This window comes from Micromonospora sp. NPDC051543 (genome assembly GCF_044454415.1).
Taxonomy (GTDB): Bacteria; Actinomycetota; Actinomycetes; order Mycobacteriales; family Micromonosporaceae; genus Micromonospora.
This window is the reverse complement of the sequence record NZ_JBITDT010000002.1, coordinates 485698-506393: the sequence shown is the minus strand read 5'-3', so window position 1 is coordinate 506393 and position 20696 is coordinate 485698. Positions and strand designations below refer to the sequence as shown.

Sequence of the window (20696 nt, the reverse complement as noted above, 5' to 3'; positions counted from 1 at the left end):
TCCTGTCGTCGGAGGGGACCCGCCGCCGTCTCCGATGGGCGGCGGGCGACGCGGTGGTGCAGCGGAGAAAAGACTGCGCGCGGTCCGTCGAGTGACGGACCGCGCGCAGATTGTACGACTTGGCGGGCTTGCTCAGGTGCCGCTGTTCATCTGGAGACGGAGCCAGAGCCCCAGCCCGACGATCGCCGCGAACCAGACGACACCCACCAGAACGGTGTAACGATCGAGGTTCTTCTCGGCCACCGAGGAGCCGGCGAGGCTGGAGCTGACACCGCCGCCGAACATGCTCGACAACCCGCCACCCTTACCGCGGTGCAGCAGGATGAGCAGGGTGAGCAGAACGCTCGTGATGACCAGCAACACGATCAACGTGTATGCGAACCAGATCGGCATGGCTGGGGGCAGTCCTCTCGTAGCGATCCTCGCCCGGACAGGTCGGGCACTCCGGCACCGGCCGGTGGACGGGCGGTGTCCAGAATAGCGAGCGATCAGCGAGCGATGTGCTCGGGGAACCGGCAGATCTGCGCGAATTCCTCCGCGTCCAGGCTCGCGCCACCCACCAGGCCGCCGTCCACGTCCGGCTGCGCCATGATCGAGGCGACGTTCGACGCCTTGACCGAGCCGCCGTAGAGGACCCGGACGGCGTCGGCGGTCTCGGAGTCGAAGCGCTCCGCCAACCGCTGGCGGACCGCGCCGCAGACCTCCTGGGCGTCCTCCGGCGTGGCCGTCTTTCCGGTGCCGATCGCCCAGACCGGCTCGTACGCGATGACCACCTGGCGGACCTGCTCGGGCGTGAGCCCGGCGAGGCCCCCGTCGAGCTGGTCGGAGCAGTGCGCCACGTGGGTGCCCTGCTCGCGCACGTCCAGCCCCTCCCCCACGCAGAGGATGGGGGTCAGGCCGTGCGTGAGCGCCGCCTTCACCTTCGCGTTGACGACCGAGTCGTCCTCGTGGTGGTAGGCCCGCCGCTCGGAGTGCCCGACCACCACGTACGTGCAGCCGAGCTTGGCCAGCAGCGGACCGGAGATGTCACCGGTGTACGCGCCGGAGGCGTGCGGGGACAGGTCCTGCCCGCCGTAGCCGATCAGCAGCTTGTCGCCGTCCACCGCGGTCTGCACGGTGCGCAGGTCGGTGAAGGGCGGCAGCACGACCGTCTCGACCTCGGTGAGCTGCTTCTCGGTGAGGCTCGCGGCCAGCTTCTGCACGAGCAGGTTGGCCTCGAGGTGGTTGAGGTTCATCTTCCAGTTGCCGGCCATCAGCGGCCGGCGGGTCGTGCTCGCCATGCTCAGTTCTCCAGGGCCGCGATGCCGGGGAGGGTCTTGCCCTCCAGGTACTCCAGGGAGGCGCCGCCACCGGTGGAGATGTGACCGAAGCTCGACTCGTCCAGACCCAACGCCCGGACGGCCGCCGCGCTGTCACCGCCGCCGACGACGCTGAACGCGTCGGCCTTGGTGATCGCCTCGGCGATGCCTCGGGTGCCGGCAGCGAAGGCGGCCATCTCGAACACGCCCATCGGCCCGTTCCAGAAGATCGTCTTCGCCTGGGACAGGGCGGCGGCGAAGCCGGCGACCGTCTCCGGGCCAATGTCCAGGCCGAGCCGGTGGCTCGGGATGCCGTCGACGCGGACCGTGTCGTGCGCGGCGTCCGGCGCGAACGCGTCCGCGACCACCACGTCGACCGGGAGCAGGATCTTGCCGTCGGCCCGCTCCAGCAGGTTGCGGCAGGTCTCGACCATGTCCTTCTCCAGCAGCGAGGTGCCCACCTCCAGGCCCTGGGCCTTGAGGAAGGTGAAGCACATTCCGCCGCCGATGAGCAGCCGGTCGACCGTCGGCAGCAGCGCCTCGATCACGGCCAGCTTGTCGGAGACCTTGGACCCGCCGAGCACCACCACGTACGGCCGCTCGGGCTCGCTGGTCAGCTTGGAGAGCACCTCGACCTCACGCAGCACCAGCCGGCCCGCCACGTGCGGCAGCCGCGCCGGCACGTCGTACACGCTGGCGTGCTTGCGGTGCACGGCGCCGAACGCGTCGTCGACGTACGCGTCGCCGAACGCGGCGAGCTGGTCGGCGAACGCGCCCCGCTCGGCCTCGTCCTTGCTGGTCTCACCGGCGTTGAAGCGCAGGTTCTCCAGCAGGGCGACCTGGCCGTCGGCCAGGTCGGCGACGGTGGAGCGGGCCGACTCGCCGACCGTGTCGGTGGCGAAACGCACCGGAGCGCCGAGCAGCTCACCGAGCCGGTCGGCGACCGGGCTCAGGCTGAACTGCGGGTCCGGAGCGCCCTTCGGGCGACCCAGGTGCGAGCAGACGACCACCTTCGCGCCGGCCTCGACCAGCGCGCCCAGGGTCGGCAGCACCGCGCGGATCCGGCCATCGTCGGTGATGGCACCGGACTGCTTGTCGAGCGGGACGTTCAGGTCGGCGCGCACCAGCACGCGCCGACCCGACACCCCCTCGGCGAGCAGGTCGTCGAGGGTCCGGATGCTCACAGCGAGGTACCGACCAGCTTGACGAGGTCGACGAGGCGGTTCGAGTAGCCCCACTCGTTGTCGTACCAGCCGACGACCTTGACCTGGTTGCCGATGACCTTGGTCAGCGGCGCGTCGAAGATGCACGACGCCGGGTCGGTGACGATGTCGGAGGAGACGATCGGGTCCTCGTTGTAGACCAGGATGCCCTTGAGCGGGCCCTCCGCGGCGGCCTTCAGCGCGGCGTTGACCTCGTCCACGGTGGTCTCCCGGCCGACCTCGACGGTCAGGTCGGTGGCCGAGCCGGTCGGGATCGGCACCCGCAGCGCGTACCCGTCGAGCTTGCCCTTCAGCTCCGGCAGCACCAGGCCGATGGCCTTCGCGGCGCCGGTGGAGGTCGGGACGATGTTCAGCGCGGCGGCGCGCGCCCGGCGCAGGTCCTTGTGCGGCGCGTCCTGCAGGTTCTGGTCCTGGGTGTACGCGTGGATCGTCGTCATCAGACCCTTGGTGATGCCGAACGTGTCCTGCAGGACCTTCGCCATCGGCGCGAGGCAGTTCGTCGTGCACGAGGCGTTGGAGATGATGGTGTGCTTCGCCGGGTCGTAGGTGTCGTGGTTGACACCCATGACCACGGTGACGTCCTCGTTCTTCGCCGGGGCGGAGATGATGACCTTCTTGGCGCCGCCGTCGATGTGTGCCTTGGCCTTGGTGCCGTCGGTGAAGAAGCCCGTCGACTCGATGACGACGTCCGCGCCGACCTCGCCCCACGCCAGCGCCGCCGGGTCCTTCTCGGCGAACGCCTTGATGGTCTTGCCACCGACGGTGATCTCGTCGGCGGTGGCCTTCACCTCGTACGGCAGGCGACCCAGGATGCTGTCGTACTTGAGCAGGTGGGCGAGCGTGCCGTTGTCGGTCAGGTCGTTCACCGCCACGACCTCGATGTCGGCGTCGGACGCCAGCACTGCCCGGAAGAAGTTACGGCCGATTCGGCCAAAGCCGTTGATGCCAACCCGGATGGTCACAGGTCCCATCTCCTCGCGTTCTGGTCCGCCGGCTTGAGTCAACGGGCCGGCGGGAATGGTGTGCGCCGACCGTTGGAGCCGGCCGTCGACGGTTCATCTCGGCCACCCCGCCGCGCGGTCTGAGGACCTGACCGCCCGAGGCGGTGGGCACGACGAGAAGTGCCGATGTCGGCCCCCTTGCCGTACTCAGCGACCCTATCCGAGCGCGCGGGACCACGCTGCGCCGGGTCGTGCTCCCGGCGCACCGTACGGGCCCACCGTCCTATCAGACCACGAGCATGTCGGGCGTGACGGCTGCTTCCGTATCCGGGATGCCGAGGTCCCGGGCCCGCTTGTCGGCCAGCGCCAGCAGTCGGCGGATCCGTCCGGCGATGGCGTCCTTGGTCAGCGGCGGGTCGGCCAGCGCGCCCAACTCCTCCAGCGACGCCTGCCGGTGCTCCAGGCGCAGCCTCCCCGCGTCGGTGAGGTGGTTGGGCGCCTCGTCGGCCAGGATCTCCAGCGCCCGGGTGACCCGGGCGGCGGCGGCCACCGCGGCGCGCGCGGAGCGGCGCAGGTTCGCGTCGTCGAAGTTGGCCAGCCGGTTGGCGGTGGCCCGCACCTCCCGGCGTACCCGACGTTCCTCCCAGGCCAGCACGCTGGAGTGCGCGCCGATGCGGGTGAGCAGCGCGGCGATCGCGTCGCCGTCCTTGACGACCACCCGGTCCACCCCGCGTACCTCACGGTTCTTGGCCGTGATGCCGATCCGGCGGGCCGCGCCGACCAGCGCGAGCGCCGACTCGGGCCCCGGGCAGGTGATCTCCAACGCGCTGGAGCGACCGGGCTCGGTGAGCGAGCCGTGCGCCATGAACGCGCCCCGCCACGCCGAGACCGCGCAGCAGACGTTCGCCGCCACCACGTGCGGGGGCAGCCCCCGCACCGGCCGGCCGCGCACGTCGAGCAGGCCGGTCTGCCGCGCGAGCGCCTCGCCGTCCTTGACCACCCGGACGATGAAGTGGCTGCCCTTGCGCAGCCCGCCGGAGGCGAGCACGTGGATCTCGCTCGGGTATCCGTAGACCTCGGCGATCTCCCGGCGCAGCCGACGCGCCACCGCGCCGGTGTCCAGCTCCGCCTCCACCACCACCCGGCCGGAGACGATGTGCAACCCTCCGGCGAAGCGCAGCAGCGCGGCCATCTCCGCCCGCCGACAGCAGGGCTTGGGCACGTCGACCCGACTCAGCTCGTCCTTGACCGCAGCCGTCATCGCCATTGTGCGTCCCCTCACGGACCTGTTCCGGCGTGTCGCCGGTGATTACGTACGTGTCTAACGATCGGCGCCCAGGACAGGCACCAGCGCGGCGCCCAGGGCAGCCGGATCATGGCGGGGAGTGCCGTCGGTGACGGCGACGGGGGCGAGGACCAGGCGGGCACCCAGCGATTCTGCCGCACGTTCGACCGGTTCCGGGTCACCCACCGCCTTGGCGTCCGCCAGCACGAGATCAACCTTCAGCTCGGGCAGGTACCAGTGCAGCGCCGCCAGATGATCGGCGACCGAGAGGCCGAGGGTCTCCTTCTCCGCGGCCAGGTTCAGCGTGACCAGGCGCCGGGCCGAGCTGGACACGATCGCGTCGGCCAACTGCGGCACCAGCAGGTGCGGCAGGACGCTCGTGTACCAGCTGCCCGGCCCGAAGATCAACCAGTCCGCCGCGCCGATCGCGGCCAGGGCCTCGGCGCAGGCGGCCGGGGCGGCCGGCGTCAGGCGCAGCGACTCGACCCGTCCGGTCGTGACCGCCACCTGGTGCTGACCGCGCACGGTCCGCACCTCGTCCGGGGCGTCCGGGTCGACCCCGCGCACCCGCGCCTCGATGTCGACCGGCTGGCGCGACATCGGCAGCACCCGCCCGACCGCGCCGAGCATCGCCCCGGCGTGCTCCAGCGCCGCCACCGGGTCGCCGAGCAGCTCCATGAGGCCGCTGAGCACCAGGTTGCCCACCGCGTGCCCGGCCAGGCCGTCCGCGCGGGCCGCGTCACCCGCCGCCGGGTCCGCGTCTGTCGGGTTTCCGGCAACCGGGTCCGCGCCTGTCCGCAGCGCGTCGCCCGCTGCCGGGGCCGCGTGCGCTCCGGCCGCCGGGCCCGCGTCGGTGCCGGGCGCGTCGCGCGCCGCCGGGGCCGCCTCGGTCCCGGCATGCCGGGGTACGCGGACAGCCTGCGCCGCCGCGAAGCGGTGCTGGAAGAGCCCGGCGCTGCGTCGGGTGGCCGGATGGTCGCCGGCCAGCGCGACCAGGGCCTGACGCAGGTCACCCGGCGGTAGGCCACCCCGTTCGGCGCGCAACCGGCCACTGGAACCGCCGTCGTCGCCGACCGTCACCACGGCGGTGATGTCCAGGTCGAGTTCGGGGGCGCAGTGCCGCAGCGCGCGCAGCGACGCCGACAGACCGTGCCCGCCGCCGAACGCCACCACCCGGCGCGTCGTCATTCCCGCCCCAGGTCGCGGTGCTGGGCGTTCGCCGCCAGCCCCGACTGACGCAGCCGGCCGGCCAACTCCTCGGCGATGGCCACGCTGCGGTGCTTGCCGCCGGTGCAGCCCACGGCCACCGTCAGGTACCGCTTGCCCTCCCGCTCGAACCCCGTGGTGGTGGCGTTGACCAGGTCGGCGTACGAGGCGACGAAGGCGTCCGCGCCCTCCTGCCCCAGCACGTACGCGCTGACCGCCTCCTCCCGCCCGGTCTGCTCGCGCAGCTCCGGCACCCAGTACGGGTTGGGCAGGAACCGGGCGTCCAGCACGAAGTCGGCGTCCGGCGGCAGGCCGTACTTGAAGCCGAACGAGAGCACGGTCACCCGCAGCCGCCGGGCGTCCTCGCCGCCGAACAGCTCCTCGATGCGCCGACGGAGCTGGTTGACGTTCAGGTGGCTGGTGTCGATGATCACGTCGGCCTGGTCGCGGGCCTCCTCCAGCAGCCCGCGCTCGACGGCGATACCGTCGGCGAGCCGCCCGTCACCCTGCAACGGGTGCGAACGCCGGACACTCTCGAACCGACGGATCAGCACCTCGTCGTCGGCGTCGACGAACACCACCCGGGGCGAGAAGCCACGCTCCTTGAGCTCCCGGATCGCCCCCGCCAGGTCGGTGGAGAAGGCGCGCGAGCGCACGTCCAGGACCATCGCCGTACGCCGGGCGGCGCCGCCGGCCTTGAACGCCAACTCGGCCATGTCGAGCATGAGCGCCTGCGGCAGGTTGTCCACGACGTAGTAGCCGACGTTCTCCAATGCGCGGGCGACGGTGCTGCGACCGCCACCGGACACACCGGTGACCACCACCAGGGTGGTCTCCGACTCGGCCGTCGGCTGCCCGTCACCGACAGTGTGCGCCTCGCTCACCCGTACCCCCAAGACGTGGCGCCGCGGCCGCCGTCGGCCGCGATTGGTCAATCAGCGACTCTATCCCGCCCGTCGGGGTGGGCACGGGCACGCCCGCCGCCGCGCGCCGCAGGCGGGGCGAGGGCGTGGTAGCGCCGCTCGCCGGCGACGGAACGTTCAGCCGCGCGGATCGCGCCGCAGGCCGGTCACGAACGACAACCAGGCGTCCCGACCGAAGACGAGCGCCGGGCCGCCCGGGTCCTTGGAGTCCCGCACCGCAAGCCCTTCGGGGAGTACGGCCACCTCGACGCAGTTCGAGCCGCTTGCACTGCTCCGGCTGCTCTTACACCACGTGGCCGTGGGAGTGTCCGGAGCCGTCATCGGTCAAACCCCTTGAGTCCCGGTCAGTAGTCACCCGCCACCCGTGCCAGGAAGCCAGCCGACTCGTCAGGGTCGAGCGCCTTGGCCATGAGGTGATCGAACATGAGTCTATATCGGGCGACGTGCCTCTCCTCTTCGAGCAGGAGCGTGCTGGAGTCGTTGTCGAGATAGACGACGGTGGGGTCCAGGCTCGGATCGGCATAATCGAGCAGGGTGAACGGGCCGCCCATTCCCGCGTGGGCGCCGGCGGCGAACGGCAGGATCTGGATCTCGACAGTAGGCAGCTCACATGCCTCGATCAGGCGGGCGAGCTGCGCTCGCATCACTTCCCTGCCACCCACGACGCGACGGACAGCCGCCTCATCAAGCACCATCCACAGCTTCGGCGGCACGTCGCGCGAGAGCATGGCCTTGCGGGCGAGTCGGGCCGCCACCCGCCGGTCGGTCTCGTCCTGGTCGGCGGTGCTGCGGCCCGCTCTGACGATGGCGCGGACGTACTCCTCCGTCTGCAACAGGCCGGGAACGTACAGACACTCGAAGGCGCTGATCGACGTCGCCTCCGCCTCGAACCCGACGAAGTCGTCCGGCAACACGTCGCCGTACGCGCTCCACCACCCCTTCTGGCGGGACTGCCGGAGCAACGCGTTCAGCGACTCCCGCTCGCCCTCGGATGCGTCGTAGAGGTCGAGCAGTGGGGGCAGGTCCTTGGGCATCACCCGCGAGTGTCCGAGTTCGAAGCGGATGACCTTCGTCCGATGCCAGCCCAGGATCTTGGCGACCTCCTCGGCGGTGTGCCCGGTGCGGTCCCGCAGGCGGCGCAACTCGCGGCGCAGCCGGCGGGCTCTGATCGTCGGACTGGGCACCTGCGCCATCGCCGCCGTCACCTCCACTGTGAGTGATCGATTCTTACCCAAGAGCGACCACACATCAAGCATCTGTTCCAGAAAATCACGACGTTGCATTTTGCTTTCGTCTAGTCCAGGCTCTTGATGAGGATCCGCTACGGAGAGGCAGGGCATCGTGACGGACAATCGATCGTCTCGCTGGGGACGCGAGTCCCGGCGACCCCGGGACGGTCAGGACGACCTGACCGCTCTGCTCGACCGGGCCGACGTGTCCGAGCGGGTCCGGGCCGCCATCGCATTCGCGTTGGCAACGCCGGAGACACTGTCGTCGTACCTCATCGCTCTGGGTCCGACGGAGCGCGAGCGGACGGCGGCCCGGCGCTGGACGCTGCACCTGTCCTACCTGGCGACGGACCTGATGGAGGCCCGCGACCAGGCCGTCGTCTACACCGAGGGGTTGACCACCCTGCGCCCCGAGGTGGCCGCCGAGGCCGCGCTGCTGTCCCGGGCCGAGGCCTGGCACCACGTCGAGCCGGTGTTCTGCGGCCGGAGCGGCCCCGACAACGAAGTCTGCATGGACGTCAACGGACACCCGGGCTTCCACAGCGCGGCCGGCATCGGCGGGCTCTGCTGGGGCGACGGAGACGGCACGTCGGCGCAGTGACCGTCGCGGCGCGGCGGACGCGCCGGACGCCGTGCGGGCGATGCTGTCGGGGAGGGCTCGTAGACTCCGCGGATGGCTTCCCCGACCGACCTGCGTACCGACGACGCGCTGGCGGCGCTGCGCCGGGTGTTCGGCTACGACGCCTTCCGCGGCTTCCAGCAGCAGGTCATCGACCATGTCGTCGCCGGCGGCGACGCGCTGGTGCTGATGCCCACCGGTGGCGGCAAATCGCTGTGCTACCAGATCCCGGCCCTGGTCCGCGACGGCGTCGCGGTCGTCGTGTCGCCGCTGATCGCGCTCATGCAGGACCAGGTGGACGCGCTCACCGCCGTCGGCGTACGCGCCGGCTTCCTCAACTCGACGCAGACCCTCGACGCCCGCCGTCGGGTCGAGGCGGCCTTCGTGGCCGGCGAGCTGGACCTGCTCTACCTGGCGCCGGAGGCACTCGGCGTCCGGTCCACCCTCGCCCTGCTGGACCGGGGGCGCATCTCCCTGTTCGCGATCGACGAGGCGCACTGCGTGTCGCAGTGGGGGCACGACTTCCGGCCGGACTACCTGGCCCTGTCGATGCTGCACGAGCGGTGGCCGCAGGTCCCCCGCATCGCGTTGACCGCCACCGCGACGAGCGCCACCCGCCGCGAGATCGCCAGCAGGCTGGGCCTCGACGAGGCGCGGCACTTCGTGGCCAGCTTCGACCGGCCCAACATCCAGTACCGGATCGTGCCCAAGCGGGAGCCCCGCAAGCAACTGCTGGCCCTGCTGCGCGACGAGCATCCCGGTGACGCGGGCATCGTCTACTGCCTGTCCCGCGCCTCGGTCGACAAGACCGCCGAGTTCCTGACCGCCAACGGCATCGCCGCGCTGCCCTACCACGCCGGCCTCGACGCGGCGACCCGCGCCGCCAACCAGCACCGCTTCCTGCGCGAGGACGGGCTGGTCATGGTGGCCACCATCGCCTTCGGCATGGGCATCGACAAGCCCGACGTGCGCTTCGTGGCCCACCTCGACCTGCCCAAGTCGGTCGAGGGCTACTACCAGGAGACCGGCCGCGCCGGCCGCGACGGGCTGCCGTCCACCGCCTGGCTGGCGTACGGCCTGCAGGACGTGGTGCAGCAGCGCAAGATGATTGAGACGTCCGACGGCGACCTGACCCATCGCCGCAACCTCGCCGCGCACCTGGACGCGATGCTCGCGCTCTGCGAGACGGTCCGGTGCCGCCGGGTGCAGCTGCTCGAATACTTCGGTGAGAGCGACACCTCGGCCTGCGGCAACTGCGACACCTGCCTCAACCCACCGGAGTCCTGGGACGGCACGGTCGCCGCCCAGAAGCTGCTGTCCACCGTGTTCCGCCTCGACCGCGAACGCAACCAGCGGTTCGGCGCCGGGCACTGCGTCGACATCCTGCTCGGCAAGCAGACCGACAAGATCAGCCAGTACGGCCACGACTCGCTGACCGTCTTCGGTATCGGCACGGAGTTGAGCGAGGCCGAGTGGCGGGGCGTGGTCCGGCAACTCCTCGCCGAAGGGCTGCTCGCCGTCGAGGGCGATTACGGCACGCTCGCGCTCACCGAGGCGAGCGCCGACGTGCTGGGCCGCCGCCGTACCGTCACCATGCGCCGGGAGCCGGAGAAGCCGGCGTCGAGCCGCTCGTCGAAGCCGCGCGGCTCATCCACAGTCGTGGCCGAGCTGACCCCGGCCGCCGCGTCCGTCTTCGAACGGCTGCGCGCCTGGCGGGCGGCCACCGCCAAGGAGCAGGGCGTTCCGGCGTACGTCATCTTCCACGACGCGACGCTGCGCCAGATCGCGAGCGACGAGCCCACCTCGCTGGCCGAACTGTCCCGCGTCAACGGCGTCGGCGAGAACAAACTCGCCAAGTACGGCGAGCAGATCCTGGCCGTCCTCGCCGGCGAGTGACCTTATGCGACAAGGGCCGGACCCCGTGGGGTCCGGCCCTTGTCGGTGTGGGTTGTCAGCTGGTGGCGTAGCCGCGGGTGGCGATCCAGTCGGCGAGGTGCTCGACGGTGATGTCGTAGGCGGCGGTGTTCGCATCGGCGGAGTCAGCGATCCGCACGGTGTTGCCGTCATCGCGGTAGCCCACGACGCTGATGTAGTGCCCGCCCTCGAAGGAGTGGGTGGTGCCGTCGGTGTCGACGCTGGTGCCGGCGATGTTCGCGACCACGGCCCGACCGTCATCAACAGTGCGGACGATGTCGGCGCGCAACCGGTCGGTCTGGGTGGCGTCGGCGTCGGGCTTGCTGATCTCCACGCTGTGGTACGCGTCGGGCTTACCGGTCTCCTTGTTCAACACCGGCGTGATGTCGTTAATCGAGTTGGTGCCGGCCTCGGTGGTGCCCATCTCCTTGGCCATCGCGTCCACGCTGATGTCCTTGCCCTGCACACTCAACGCGTTACGGGTAGCGGCCGGACCGCAGTAGTAGAAGTTCGGCTGCGCCTCGTACCGCACACCCAACTGCCGCTCACCATGACCCTTACGATCCGACTGCGACTGCGACACGGGCTTGGCGGTGCTTTCGGCGGCGAAGGCGGTGGTGACGGGGCCGGCGATGGCGCCACCGGTGAACGCGAGGCCGGCGGCGGTCAGGGCGGTCTTGCGAATCAGATCGGTACGCATGATGGCGTGCTCCTCTGCTTCATCGGGGGAAAAAACGCGGCTCGGCACACGGGGGCATGCCGGGCGGAAGAAAGTCTGGGGGGACCGGACCCGGCGACCCAGCGGGGCCTGCACGGGGGGTGTCCCGGAGGATGGTGCAACGGTCCATGCCAGCGGATCATTCCCGCCGAGGACCGGGGGCGGCCGGGTGGTGCTCGGCCATGCGGGGGATGTAACGACCCTGACCCGGCGGGTGTTCCCGGCCGCTGCCCTACGCCACCAGCCCGAAGGTCGCGGCGCCATGGCAGGTATAACGACCCGGTCCGGCCCGCGATTCCGCCCCCACGATGACACCGACCACAGCACACTGCGCCCCTGAACAGGACAAACCTCGCACCCGCCGCCGCCGACGGGACCTTGGGCGGATAATCGCCGCGACATCGCCGATATGGGTATCTCCGCGCAGGGATGCCCCGACATCGGCGACCTGAAGACGATCAGATCGCGCAATGCTGCGCCGAAGCCAGACACAGGGGACAGAACGCTCGCGCGCGACATGCACCGCGGCCAGGGATGGCCCATGATCTGCACAACTTCGGGGATGTTGCTGCCTCAGCCCGCCGTGAGGCAGCAACATCCCCGAAAGTGCTGCCTACCCGCTCGAAGCGACCGCCTCGCCGAAGTTCCGAGGCGGCGCATTCGGGCAAGATCGTGCTCGATCCAGGAAAGAGGGCCCTCGCCGCGCGGCCGAGGCCACTACAACCAGGATCGAGCGCGATCATGGGCGTGCGGTGGCGGCGCGTCCCGCATCCAGGTGGGTGGACAGCAACTGCTCACGGGTGACACCGGGGCAGGCGTGCGGAGCAGCGCCCAGGGCCGGAACAGTGCCGTTACGCCCGGTGACACCAGGCCGGAGCCCTGCCGGGACGAGCCTGAATCGACCCTCATATCGGGCGAGTCGCCCATATGCCGGTGGGTAGGAGCATGCGCGCCCTGAGCAAGGTGGCGATCGCCTCGACTTCGGCCATATCGCGCTATCCCCGCCCGGTTGATAGCCCGATATCGGCGAAGTCGAGTCGATCATGGCAACGGGCGACCTTCGAGGCGGAGACGACCGCCGATGCGGGGGGCGATTTCTGCCGCTGGGTCAGCGGTCGAGGGCTTGCTTCGCGTCGGAGGTCGCCTTCGCGTCGGGTGGGCCGGCCGTGTCGGGGGTCGCTTGAGCGCTGTCATCGGTTCGGGTGCCCGGGTCCAGGGCGGCCAGGATCGCCTCGGCGGTACGACGACCGACCCCGGGTACCTCGGTGATCTCGTCGACGGTTGCCGTGGAGAGCCGCTTGAGCGAGCCGAAGTGCCGTAGCAGCGCCTTGCGGCGTACCTCGCCCAAGCCGGGAACGTTGTCCAACGCCGACTCGGTCATCCGCTTCGAGCGGCGCTGGCGGTGGAACGTGATGGCGAAGCGGTGTGCCTCGTCGCGGACGCGTTGCAGCAGGTAGAGGCCCTCGGAGGTGCGCGGCAGGATGACCGGGAACTCGTCGTCCGGGAGCCACACCTCTTCCAGCCGCTTGGCGAGGCCGCACAGGGCCACGTCGTCGATGCCCAGATCGGCGAGGGCCTGCGCGGCGGCTGCGACCTGCGGGGCGCCACCGTCGACGACGACCAGCTGCGGCGGGTACGCGAACTTTCGGGGGCGGCCGGTGGTCGGGTCGATCAGGACGCCGACCTGCGGGTCGACGGGGTCTACCGGAGTGGCCGGATCGTCGGCCGACTCCACGCCCACCTCGCCCGTCTCGGCGCGCGCGTCGAGGTAGCGGGCGAAGCGGCGACGCAGCACCTCGGACATCGCGGACAGGTCGTCGGTGGCGCCCCGGACGATGAACCGCCGGTACTCGCTCTTGCGGGGCAACCCGTCCTCGAACACCACCATGCTGGCCACCACGTCGGTGCCCTGGATCTGGGAGATGTCGAAGCACTCGATGCGCAACGGCGCGGTGCGCATGCCCAGCGCCTCGCTGATCTCGTCGAGCGCCTTGCCGCGGGTGGTCAGGTCGCCCGAGCGTTTGAGCTTGTGCCGGGCCAGCGCGTCCTTGGCGTTGCGCTCGACCGTCTCCAGCAGGGTGCGCTTGTCGCCGCGCTGCGGCACGCGCAACGTCACCCGGCTGCCGCGGTGGCTGGTGAGCCAGTCGGCGAGGGCGTCGGCGTCCGCCGGCAGCTCGGGCACCAGCAACTCCCGGGGTACGTCCGCCTCGCCGTGCTCGCCGCCGTACACCTGGGTGCAGAAGTGGTGCACCAGGTCGCCGGTGGTCAGGTCCTCGGTCTTCTCCACCACCCAGCCGCGCTGGCCGCGGACCCGGCCGTCGCGTACGTGGAAGACCTGCACGGCCGCCTCGAGCGGGTCGTCGGCGAACGCGACCACGTCGGCGTCGGTGCCGTCGCCGAGCACCACGGTCTGCTTCTCCATGGCCCGGCGCAGGGCGGCCACGTCGTCGCGCAGGCGGGCGGCCCGTTCGAACTCCAACGCCTCGCTGGCCTCTGTCATCTCCCGTTCGATCTTGCGGACCATGGTGTCGGTGCGGCCGGCCATGAAGTCGCAGAAACCGTCGACGATGGCCCGGTGCTCGTCGGCCGAGACGGTGCCGACGCACGGGGCCGAGCACTTGCCGATGTAACCCAGCAGGCAGGGACGGCCGACCTGACCGGCCCGCTTGAACACGCCGGCCGAGCAGGTGCGCGCGGGGAACACCCGCAGCAGCAGGTCGAGGGTCTCGCGGATGGCCCAGGCGTGCGAGTACGGCCCGAAGTAGCGCACACCCTTGCGTTTCGCGCCGCGCATCACCTGGAGTCGCGGGTACTCCTCGTCGAGGGTGACAGCGAGATAGGGGTACGACTTGTCGTCGCGGTAACGGACGTTGAACCGGGGGTCGTACTGCTTGATCCAGGTGAACTCCTGCTGGAGCGCCTCGACCTCGGTGCCGACGGTGATCCAGTCCACCGACTCGGCGGTGGTGACCATCTGGCGGGTGCGCTCGTGCAGGTTCCAGACGTCGCCGAAGTAGGAGTTGAGCCGGCTGCGCAGGTTCTTCGCCTTGCCGACGTAGATCACCCGGCCGGTGCCGTCGCGGAAGCGGTAGACCCCCGGTGACTCCGGGATGGTGCCGGGTGCGGGACGGTAGGTCGAGGGGTCAGCCACACCACCAAGCCTAGTCCGCACCCCCGACACCCCACGCCGACCGCTAGATCGACTCGGCGTACCGGAAGTCGGGGCATCGTCGCGCGCGGGACGCCCCGACTTCCGGGAACGCGACTTGATCAGCGACCGGGCGGGCGCGCCGTCAGGCCAGGGAGATCTGGTCGCCGGTGACCTTGATCTCCTTCGGCGGCAGCGGCTTCTTCGCCGGACCGGCCTTCACCGAGCCGTCCTCGATCGAGAACTTGCTGCCGTGGCAGGTGCAGTTGATGGTGCCGCCGTCGACGTTCGAGACGGGGCAGTTCTGGTGCGTACAGATCGGGCTGAAGCCCTTGAACTGGCCGGCCGTGGGCTGGGTGATCACCACGCCCTCGGCGGCGAGGATCTTGCCGCCGCCGACCGGGATGTCGGCGGTGGTGGCCAGCGACTGGGCGTTCTGCCGGTCGCCGCCGCCGGCGTCACCGGTGCTGGGCACGGCCGGGCCGCCACTGGTGGGTGAGTCGCTGCCGCTGCCGTCGTCGCTGCCGCAGGCAGCCAGGACGACGGCCGCGCCGACCGCCCCGACGCCGGTGAGCAGGGTACGACGGGTCTGCGTACCCGGTCCGGTCAGCGCCTGATCGTCGCTCATGCCTCGCCTCTCTCTCGCCCAGTGCGCCGGTCCGAAAGCCGGCCACACTTCCTTCCACGCGCAACTGTGCCGGATAGTTCACCCCGACATCCGTGCGACCCCGGCAAAAGGGGCGGGTCGTCATCCGACCCGCCCCCGAAGAGATGCGGGAAAGTCAGCGCGCGCCGGCCGGCACCTTGCGGGTCGCCCGCGTCTTGGTCGCGCCGTTTGCCTTGGCGGCCCGGGTGGTGGCCGCCACCGCGCCCTTGGCCTCGCCGTCGAGCTTGAGCACCTGGCGCAGGAACTCGCCGGTGTGGCTCTCGGCCACCTCGGCGACCTCCTCCGGGGTGCCGGTGGCCAGCACGGTGCCGCCCCGGTGACCGCCCTCGGGGCCCATGTCGATGAGCCAGTCGGCCGTCTTGATCACGTCGAGGTTGTGCTCGATGGTGATCACGGTGTTGCCCTTGTCGACCAGGCCTTCGAGCACCATGAGCAGCTTGCGGATGTCCTCGAAGTGCAGACCGGTGGTCGGCTCGTCGAGCACGTAGACCGTGCGCCCGGTGGAGCGCTTCTGCAGCTCGGAGGCGAGCTTGACCCGCTGCGCCTCACCGCCGGAGAGCGTCGGCGCGGGCTGCCCGAGGCGGACGTAGCCCAGGCCGACGTCGACGAGGGTCTTGAGGTGCCGGTGGATGGCGGGGATGGCGGAGAAGAACTCGGCGGCCTCCTCGATCGGCATCTCCAGCACGTCCGAGACCGTCTTGCCCTTGTAGTGCACCTCCAGGGTCTCCCGGTTGTACCGGGCGCCCTTGCAGACCTCGCAGGGGACGTACACGTCGGGCAGGAAGTTCATCTCGATCTTGATGGTGCCGTCGCCGGAGCACGCCTCGCAGCGGCCACCCTTGACGTTGAACGAGAACCGGCCCGGCCCGTACCCCCGGACCTTGGCCTCGGTGGTCTCGGCGAAGAGCTTGCGGACGTGGTCCCAGACACCCGTGTAGGTGGCCGGGTTGGAGCGGGGCGTACGGCCGATCGGCGACTGGTCCACGCCGACGACCTTGTCGACGTGCTCCAGCCCGGAGACCCGGGTGTGCCGGCCGGGCACCAGGCGGGCGCCGTTGATCTGGTTGGCCAGCACCGCGTACAGGATGTCGTTGACCAGCGTCGACTTGCCTGAGCCGCTGACGCCGGTGACCGCGATGAGCTGGCCCAGCGGGAACGAGACGGTCAGGTTGCGCAGGTTGTGCTCGCGCGCGCCGTGCACCACCAGCTCGCGGTCCTTGGTCTGCGGACGGCGGCCCGTCGGCGTCGGGATCGACCGCCGACCGGACAGGTACGCCCCGGTGATCGACTCCTTGTTCTTCAGCAGCGCCGGCACCGAGCCGCTGTGCACGATCTTGCCGCCGTGCTCGCCCGCGCCGGGGCCGATGTCGACGATCCAGTCGGCGACCCGGATGGTGTCCTCGTCGTGCTCCACCACGATCAGCGTGTTGCCCAGCCCGCGCAGCCGGATCAGGGTCTCGATGAGCCGGTGGTTGTCGCGCTGGTGCAGCCCGATCGACGGCTCGTCGAGCACGTAGAGCACCCCGACCAGGCCCGACCCGATCTGGGTGGCGAGCCGGATGCGCTGCGCCTCACCGCCGGAGAGCGTGCCGGCCGGCCGGTCGAGGGACAGGTAGTCCAGGCCGACGTCGAGCAGGAACCGCAGTCGGGCGTTGATCTCCTTGAGGACGCGCTCGGCGATCAGCTTCTGCCGGTCGGTCAGCTCGATGCCGGCGAGCAGGTCGGCGCACTCCCCCACGGACAGGTTGCAGACCTCGGCGATGCTCTTGCCCGCCAGGGTGACGGCGAGCACCTCGGGCTTGAGCCGGGCGCCCCCGCAGGCCGCACACGGCACGTCCCGCATGTAGCCCTCGTACTTGTCGCGGGACCACTCGGACTCGGTGTCGGAGTGCCGGCGCTCGATCCACTGCACCACGCCTTCGAAGCCGGTGTAGTAGGAGCGCTCGCGGCCGTACTTGTTGCGGTAGCGCACGTGCACCTGGTCGTCGGAGCCGTGCAGGATCGTCTTCTGCGCCCGCGCCGGCAGGGCACGCCACGGGGTGTCGACGTCGAAGTGCTGCGCCTCGCCGAGGGCCTCCAGCAGACGCAGGAAGTATTCCAGGTTGTGCCCGGTGGACCAGGGCTGGATGGCGCCCTCGCGAAGGCTGCGCTCCGGGTCGGGAACCAGCAGCTCCGGGTCGACCTCCTTCTTGGTGCCCAGGCCGGTGCACTCCGGGCAGGCGCCGTAGGGCGCGTTGAAGGAGAAGACCCGGGGCTCAAGATCCTCGATGGCCAGCGGGTGGTCGTTAGGGCAGGCCAGGTGCTCCGAGTAGCGGCGCTCCCGCTCCGGGTCGTCCTCCGGCAGGTCGACGAAGTCGAGCAGCACCAGGCCACTGGACAGGCCCAGCGCCGCCTCGACCGAGTCGGTCAGCCGCTGCTTGGCGCTCGGCTTGACGGTGAGCCGGTCGATCACCACCTCGATGGTGTGTTTCTCCTGCTTCTTGAGCTTGGGCGGCTCGGTCAGCGGGTGGACCACGCCGTCGACGCGGGCCCGGGCGTAGCCCTTGGCCTGCAGCTCGGCGAAGAGGTCGACGTACTCGCCCTTGCGGCCCCGGATGACCGGGGCGAGCACCATGAACTTGGTGCCCTCGGCCATCGCGAGGACCCGGTCGACGATCTGCTGCGGGCTCTGCTTGGAGATCCGCTCGCCGCAGACCGGGCAGTGCGGCTCACCGATGCGGGCGAAGAGCAGCCGCAGGTAGTCGTAGACCTCGGTGATGGTGCCGACGGTGGAGCGCGGGTTGCGCGAGGTGGACTTCTGGTCGATCGAGACGGCCGGGCTCAGCCCCTCGATGAAGTCGACGTCGGGCTTGTCCATCTGGCCGAGGAACTGCCGGGCGTACGACGACAGCGACTCCACGTAGCGCCGCTGCCCCTCGGCGAAGATCGTGTCGAAGGCCAGGCTCGACTTGCCCGACCCGGACAGCCCGGTGAACACGATGAGAGCGTCCCGGGGCAGGTCGAGACTGACGTCACGCAGGTTGTGCTCGCGCGCGCCACGGATGATGAGTCGGTCGGCCACGGTACGTGTACTCCCGGGTGAAGGTGAAGCGGAGGGTCTGTCCCGCTCTGTGCTGGTTCCGAGCGGTCTTAGCTGCTCATGAGCGGTCGGTACGGGCGCGGAAAACACGCCTCGGCAACTCTAGCCCCGAGGTACGACAGTTTCCCCCGCCCGCACATTCCCCCAGCTCAGCCCGGTCGGCCGCGCCGGCAGCGAGCCTTCGACACCGGCCCTTGCCGCCGGGCACGTACCCGACGGCAAAGGCCCGGTCAGTAGCCCCCGGGCGACGGCGGGCGGGCCGCCCGGCGTCGCGCCGAGCGCCAGCCGCCGCGTCGCTCGGCGGCGAGGCGGGCCGCACGCCGCCGGCTCTCGTGCGTCACCTCGCCCTGCAGCCGCCGCCAGCTCTCCCAGCGGCGGGCGGACAGCTCACCGCTGTGCAGCGCGTCGCGGACCGCGCAGGCCGGCTCGGCGTCGTGCCGGCAGTCGGCGTACCGGCAACCCTCGGCCAACCCCGCGATGTCGGCGAACGCCCGGTCCAGCCCGGCCACGCCGTCGAGGAGACCGACCGCGCGCACGCCGGGCGTGTCGATCACCGCGCCGCCGCCCGGGATGGGCACCAGTGCCCGCCAGGTGGTGGTGTGCCGGCCCTTGCCGTCGACCCGGCGGATCGCCTGGGTCGGCATCATCACCGCGCCGGCGAGCGCGTTGACCAGACTCGACTTGCCCGCGCCGGACGGCCCGAGCAGCCCCAGCGTGCGGCCCGGCGCGACCTCGGCGCGCAGCGGCGCCAGCCCGGTGCCGTGCTCGGCGCTGACCGGCAGCACCGGCACGCCGGGCGCGACGGCGGCGAGTTGGCGGGCGAGCGCGGCCGGGTCGGCCGCGAGGTCGGACTTGGTCAGCACCACGAGCGGCCGGGCCCCGGACTCGTGGACCAGGGACAGCAGCCGCTCGATGCGGGCCACGTCCGGCTCCGGGTGCACCGGCTCCACCACGGCGGCCGTGTCGAGGTTCGCGGCCAGCACCTGGCCGCTGGCGTCCTTGCCGGCGGTACGGCGGATCAGCGCGGCTCGCCGGGGCAGCACGGCCCCCACGGTGATCCGACGGTCCGGCCAGTGCGTGAGCAGCACCCAGTCCCCGGCGCAGGGCAGCGCGGAGGGGTCCTGAGCTGCGGCGGCCAGCACCGACGGGCCGAGGCTGGCGCGGACCGGGCCGTCGACGGTGAGCACCGTGCAGACCCCCCGGTCCACCCGGGCCACCCGGCCCGGGTGGCGCTCGCCACGTCGGGCGGCGTACGACGCACGGTCGGCGTCCCAGCCGAGGGCGGTCAGATCGATGGTCATAGCATCCTCATCGGTGTCGAGCTGGTGATGGCGGAACACGCGTGCCACGTCCGGCATGAACTCCACCTCCGTCCGACGTCCGAGTGCCGCATGTGACGCCGACGGTAGGGTGCGCCGCGCCGCGCCGAAAGCGATTTCCGCGACGACGGCGCGACGCCCGCCCGCCCGCTAGGGTCGACGCGTGCGCACCGCCGCGCCGCCCGCGCGACGCCACCGCACGGCCGCCGAGCACCTCCTGGACCGGAATGGATGTCGACACGTCATGACCTACAGCGGAGATGTCACCCACGGCGGCCCGCCGGCGGTCCGGGAGTTGTCCGGACTCACGATCAGCAAGCTGTCGGTCGGCCCAATGGACAACAACGCCTACCTGCTGCGGTGCTCCGGCACCGGCGACCAGGTGTTGATCGACGCGGCCAACGAGGCGCCCCGGCTGCTGGAGCTGATCGGTGACGACGGCCTGACCGCCGTGGTCACCACCCACCAGCACATGGACCACTGGGTGGCGCTGGAGGAGGTGGTCGCCAAGACCGGCGCGCGGGCGCTGGTGCACGCCGACGACGCGTCCGGGCTGCCGATCGAGGCGGAACACCTGGCCGAGGGCGACACCGTCGCGGTGGGTGACTGCGCGCTGGAGGTCATCCACATCAAGGGGCACACGCTCGGGTCGATCGCGCTGCTCTACCGCGACCCGGCCGGCACCGCCCACCTCTTCACCGGCGACAGTCTCTTTCCCGGTGGGGTGGGCAACACGGACAAGGACCCGCAGCGCTTCGCGGCGTTGATCGACGACGTCGAGCACAAGCTGTTCGACCAGCTGCCGGACGACACCTGGTTCTACCCGGGCCACGGCAAGGACAGCACCCTGGGCGCCGAACGCCCAGCCCTCCCCCAGTGGCGAACCCGAGGCTGGTAACCCACTCCCGGAAGCCACCCCAACCGGTCACCCAGCCAGGTCCACCCAGCCAGGGTCACCCAACGCTGACCAAGAACCACTGAAGGTCAACACCCCGCAGTCGGACCGCGACAAACCCGCGGACCGGAACCCCGACGGGGCGGGGGGGGGGGGGCGCGGGCCGCCGCCGGCGCCCCGCCCGCCCCCGCGCCCGCGCCGCCCGCGCGGCGGGCGCCCGGGCCGCGCCGCC

At 71.1% G+C, this 20696-nt stretch carries 17 protein-coding genes; 3 read left to right on the top strand and 14 right to left on the bottom strand.

The features are described from left to right. Positions 1 to 132: 132 nt before the first annotated feature. The 9 genes from secG to ACIA3K_RS05335 all read right to left on the bottom strand — a co-directional run bounded on the left by secG (position 133) and on the right by ACIA3K_RS05335 (position 8069). Positions 133 to 393: a preprotein translocase subunit SecG gene (secG, locus tag ACIA3K_RS05375; RefSeq protein ID WP_355049593.1), complete on the bottom strand. Its 261-nt coding sequence runs from the start codon at positions 391 to 393 to the stop codon at positions 133 to 135. A gap of 95 nt (positions 394 to 488) precedes the next feature. After that, positions 489 to 1280 (bottom strand): triose-phosphate isomerase, encoded by a 792-nt coding sequence (tpiA, locus tag ACIA3K_RS05370; protein WP_355248568.1) that lies wholly within the window; start codon positions 1278 to 1280, stop codon positions 489 to 491. Between the two features lie 2 nt (positions 1281 to 1282). Next, positions 1283 to 2482 carry a phosphoglycerate kinase gene (locus ACIA3K_RS05365; RefSeq protein ID WP_396799310.1) on the bottom strand — a complete coding sequence of 400 codons (1200 nt, stop codon included), beginning with the start codon at positions 2480 to 2482 and terminating at the stop codon, positions 1283 to 1285. Continuing rightward, positions 2479 to 3483, bottom strand: coding sequence for a type I glyceraldehyde-3-phosphate dehydrogenase (gene gap / locus ACIA3K_RS05360; protein ID WP_357170846.1), 1005 nt, complete (start codon positions 3481 to 3483; stop codon positions 2479 to 2481). The genes ACIA3K_RS05365 and gap overlap by 4 nt, the downstream gene beginning before the upstream one ends. A gap of 265 nt (positions 3484 to 3748) precedes the next feature. Then, positions 3749 to 4729: a DNA-binding protein WhiA gene (whiA, locus tag ACIA3K_RS05355; RefSeq protein WP_030337350.1), complete on the bottom strand. Its 981-nt coding sequence runs from the start codon at positions 4727 to 4729 to the stop codon at positions 3749 to 3751. Between the two features lie 54 nt (positions 4730 to 4783). Continuing rightward, positions 4784 to 5935: a 2-phospho-L-lactate transferase CofD family protein gene (locus ACIA3K_RS05350; protein ID WP_396799309.1), complete on the bottom strand. Its 1152-nt coding sequence runs from the start codon at positions 5933 to 5935 to the stop codon at positions 4784 to 4786. Continuing rightward, positions 5932 to 6837, bottom strand: a complete 906-nt coding sequence (gene rapZ / locus ACIA3K_RS05345; RefSeq protein ID WP_396799308.1) for an RNase adapter RapZ — start codon at positions 6835 to 6837, stop codon at positions 5932 to 5934. Before rapZ ends, ACIA3K_RS05350 begins: the two co-directional genes overlap by 4 nt. A gap of 156 nt (positions 6838 to 6993) precedes the next feature. Beyond that, the gene (locus ACIA3K_RS05340) at positions 6994 to 7197 is read right to left on the bottom strand and encodes a DUF397 domain-containing protein (protein ID WP_396799307.1); all 204 of its coding nucleotides are present in this window, start codon (positions 7195 to 7197) and stop codon (positions 6994 to 6996) included. A gap of 23 nt (positions 7198 to 7220) precedes the next feature. After that, a complete protein-coding gene (locus ACIA3K_RS05335) occupies positions 7221 to 8069 on the bottom strand; it encodes a DUF5753 domain-containing protein (RefSeq protein ID WP_396799306.1) in 849 nt (282 codons plus the stop codon). Positions 8070 to 8217: 148 nt separating this feature from the next. Between ACIA3K_RS05335 and ACIA3K_RS05330 the strand changes: the two genes are divergently transcribed. Both ACIA3K_RS05330 and recQ read left to right on the top strand, forming a co-directional pair. After that, positions 8218 to 8706, top strand: a complete 489-nt coding sequence (locus ACIA3K_RS05330; RefSeq protein ID WP_396799305.1) for a hypothetical protein — start codon at positions 8218 to 8220, stop codon at positions 8704 to 8706. 72 nt (positions 8707 to 8778) lie between these two features. Then, the gene (gene recQ, locus ACIA3K_RS05325) at positions 8779 to 10620 is read left to right on the top strand and encodes a DNA helicase RecQ (protein ID WP_396799304.1); all 1842 of its coding nucleotides are present in this window, start codon (positions 8779 to 8781) and stop codon (positions 10618 to 10620) included. A 55-nt stretch (positions 10621 to 10675) separates the two neighbouring features. Here the strand turns inward: recQ and ACIA3K_RS05320 are convergent, their stop codons facing one another. The 5 genes from ACIA3K_RS05320 to rsgA form a co-directional block, all read right to left on the bottom strand. Continuing rightward, complete coding sequence (locus ACIA3K_RS05320; protein WP_396799303.1) at positions 10676 to 11338, bottom strand: C39 family peptidase; 663 nt, start codon at positions 11336 to 11338, stop codon at positions 10676 to 10678. A 1126-nt stretch (positions 11339 to 12464) separates the two neighbouring features. Continuing rightward, entirely contained in the window at positions 12465 to 14507 is a 2043-nt protein-coding gene (gene uvrC, locus ACIA3K_RS05315) for an excinuclease ABC subunit UvrC (RefSeq protein ID WP_396799302.1), read from the bottom strand. A 142-nt stretch (positions 14508 to 14649) separates the two neighbouring features. Next, positions 14650 to 15132: a Rieske (2Fe-2S) protein gene (locus ACIA3K_RS05310; RefSeq protein WP_396799301.1), complete on the bottom strand. Its 483-nt coding sequence runs from the start codon at positions 15130 to 15132 to the stop codon at positions 14650 to 14652. A 154-nt stretch (positions 15133 to 15286) separates the two neighbouring features. Next, entirely contained in the window at positions 15287 to 18232 is a 2946-nt protein-coding gene (gene uvrA, locus ACIA3K_RS05305) for an excinuclease ABC subunit UvrA (RefSeq protein ID WP_396799300.1), read from the bottom strand. A gap of 248 nt (positions 18233 to 18480) precedes the next feature. Continuing rightward, complete coding sequence (gene rsgA / locus ACIA3K_RS05300; RefSeq protein WP_396799373.1) at positions 18481 to 19551, bottom strand: ribosome small subunit-dependent GTPase A; 1071 nt, start codon at positions 19549 to 19551, stop codon at positions 18481 to 18483. Between the two features lie 262 nt (positions 19552 to 19813). Here rsgA and ACIA3K_RS05295 point away from each other — a divergent pair, with 262 nt between their 5' ends. Then, positions 19814 to 20467: an MBL fold metallo-hydrolase gene (locus tag ACIA3K_RS05295; RefSeq protein ID WP_396799299.1), complete on the top strand. Its 654-nt coding sequence runs from the start codon at positions 19814 to 19816 to the stop codon at positions 20465 to 20467. Positions 20468 to 20696: the final 229 nt, after the last annotated feature.

Coding starts and splice junctions, on each gene's coding strand:
- secG (WP_355049593.1), bottom strand. CDS start 393: ATGCCGATCTGGTTCGCATACACGTTGATCGTGTTGCTGGTCATCACG.
- tpiA (WP_355248568.1), bottom strand. CDS start 1,280: ATGGCGAGCACGACCCGCCGGCCGCTGATGGCCGGCAACTGGAAGATG.
- whiA (WP_030337350.1), bottom strand. CDS start 4,729: ATGGCGATGACGGCTGCGGTCAAGGACGAGCTGAGTCGGGTCGACGTG.
- ACIA3K_RS05350 (WP_396799309.1), bottom strand. CDS start 5,935: ATGACGACGCGCCGGGTGGTGGCGTTCGGCGGCGGGCACGGTCTGTCG.
- ACIA3K_RS05340 (WP_396799307.1), bottom strand. CDS start 7,197: ATGACGGCTCCGGACACTCCCACGGCCACGTGGTGTAAGAGCAGCCGG.
- ACIA3K_RS05335 (WP_396799306.1), bottom strand. CDS start 8,069: ATGGCGCAGGTGCCCAGTCCGACGATCAGAGCCCGCCGGCTGCGCCGC.
- recQ (WP_396799304.1), top strand. CDS start 8,779: ATGGCTTCCCCGACCGACCTGCGTACCGACGACGCGCTGGCGGCGCTG.
- ACIA3K_RS05320 (WP_396799303.1), bottom strand. CDS start 11,338: ATGCGTACCGATCTGATTCGCAAGACCGCCCTGACCGCCGCCGGCCTC.
- ACIA3K_RS05310 (WP_396799301.1), bottom strand. CDS start 15,132: ATGAGCGACGATCAGGCGCTGACCGGACCGGGTACGCAGACCCGTCGT.
- rsgA (WP_396799373.1), bottom strand. CDS start 19,551: ATGACCATCGATCTGACCGCCCTCGGCTGGGACGCCGACCGTGCGTCG.
- ACIA3K_RS05295 (WP_396799299.1), top strand. CDS start 19,814: ATGACCTACAGCGGAGATGTCACCCACGGCGGCCCGCCGGCGGTCCGG.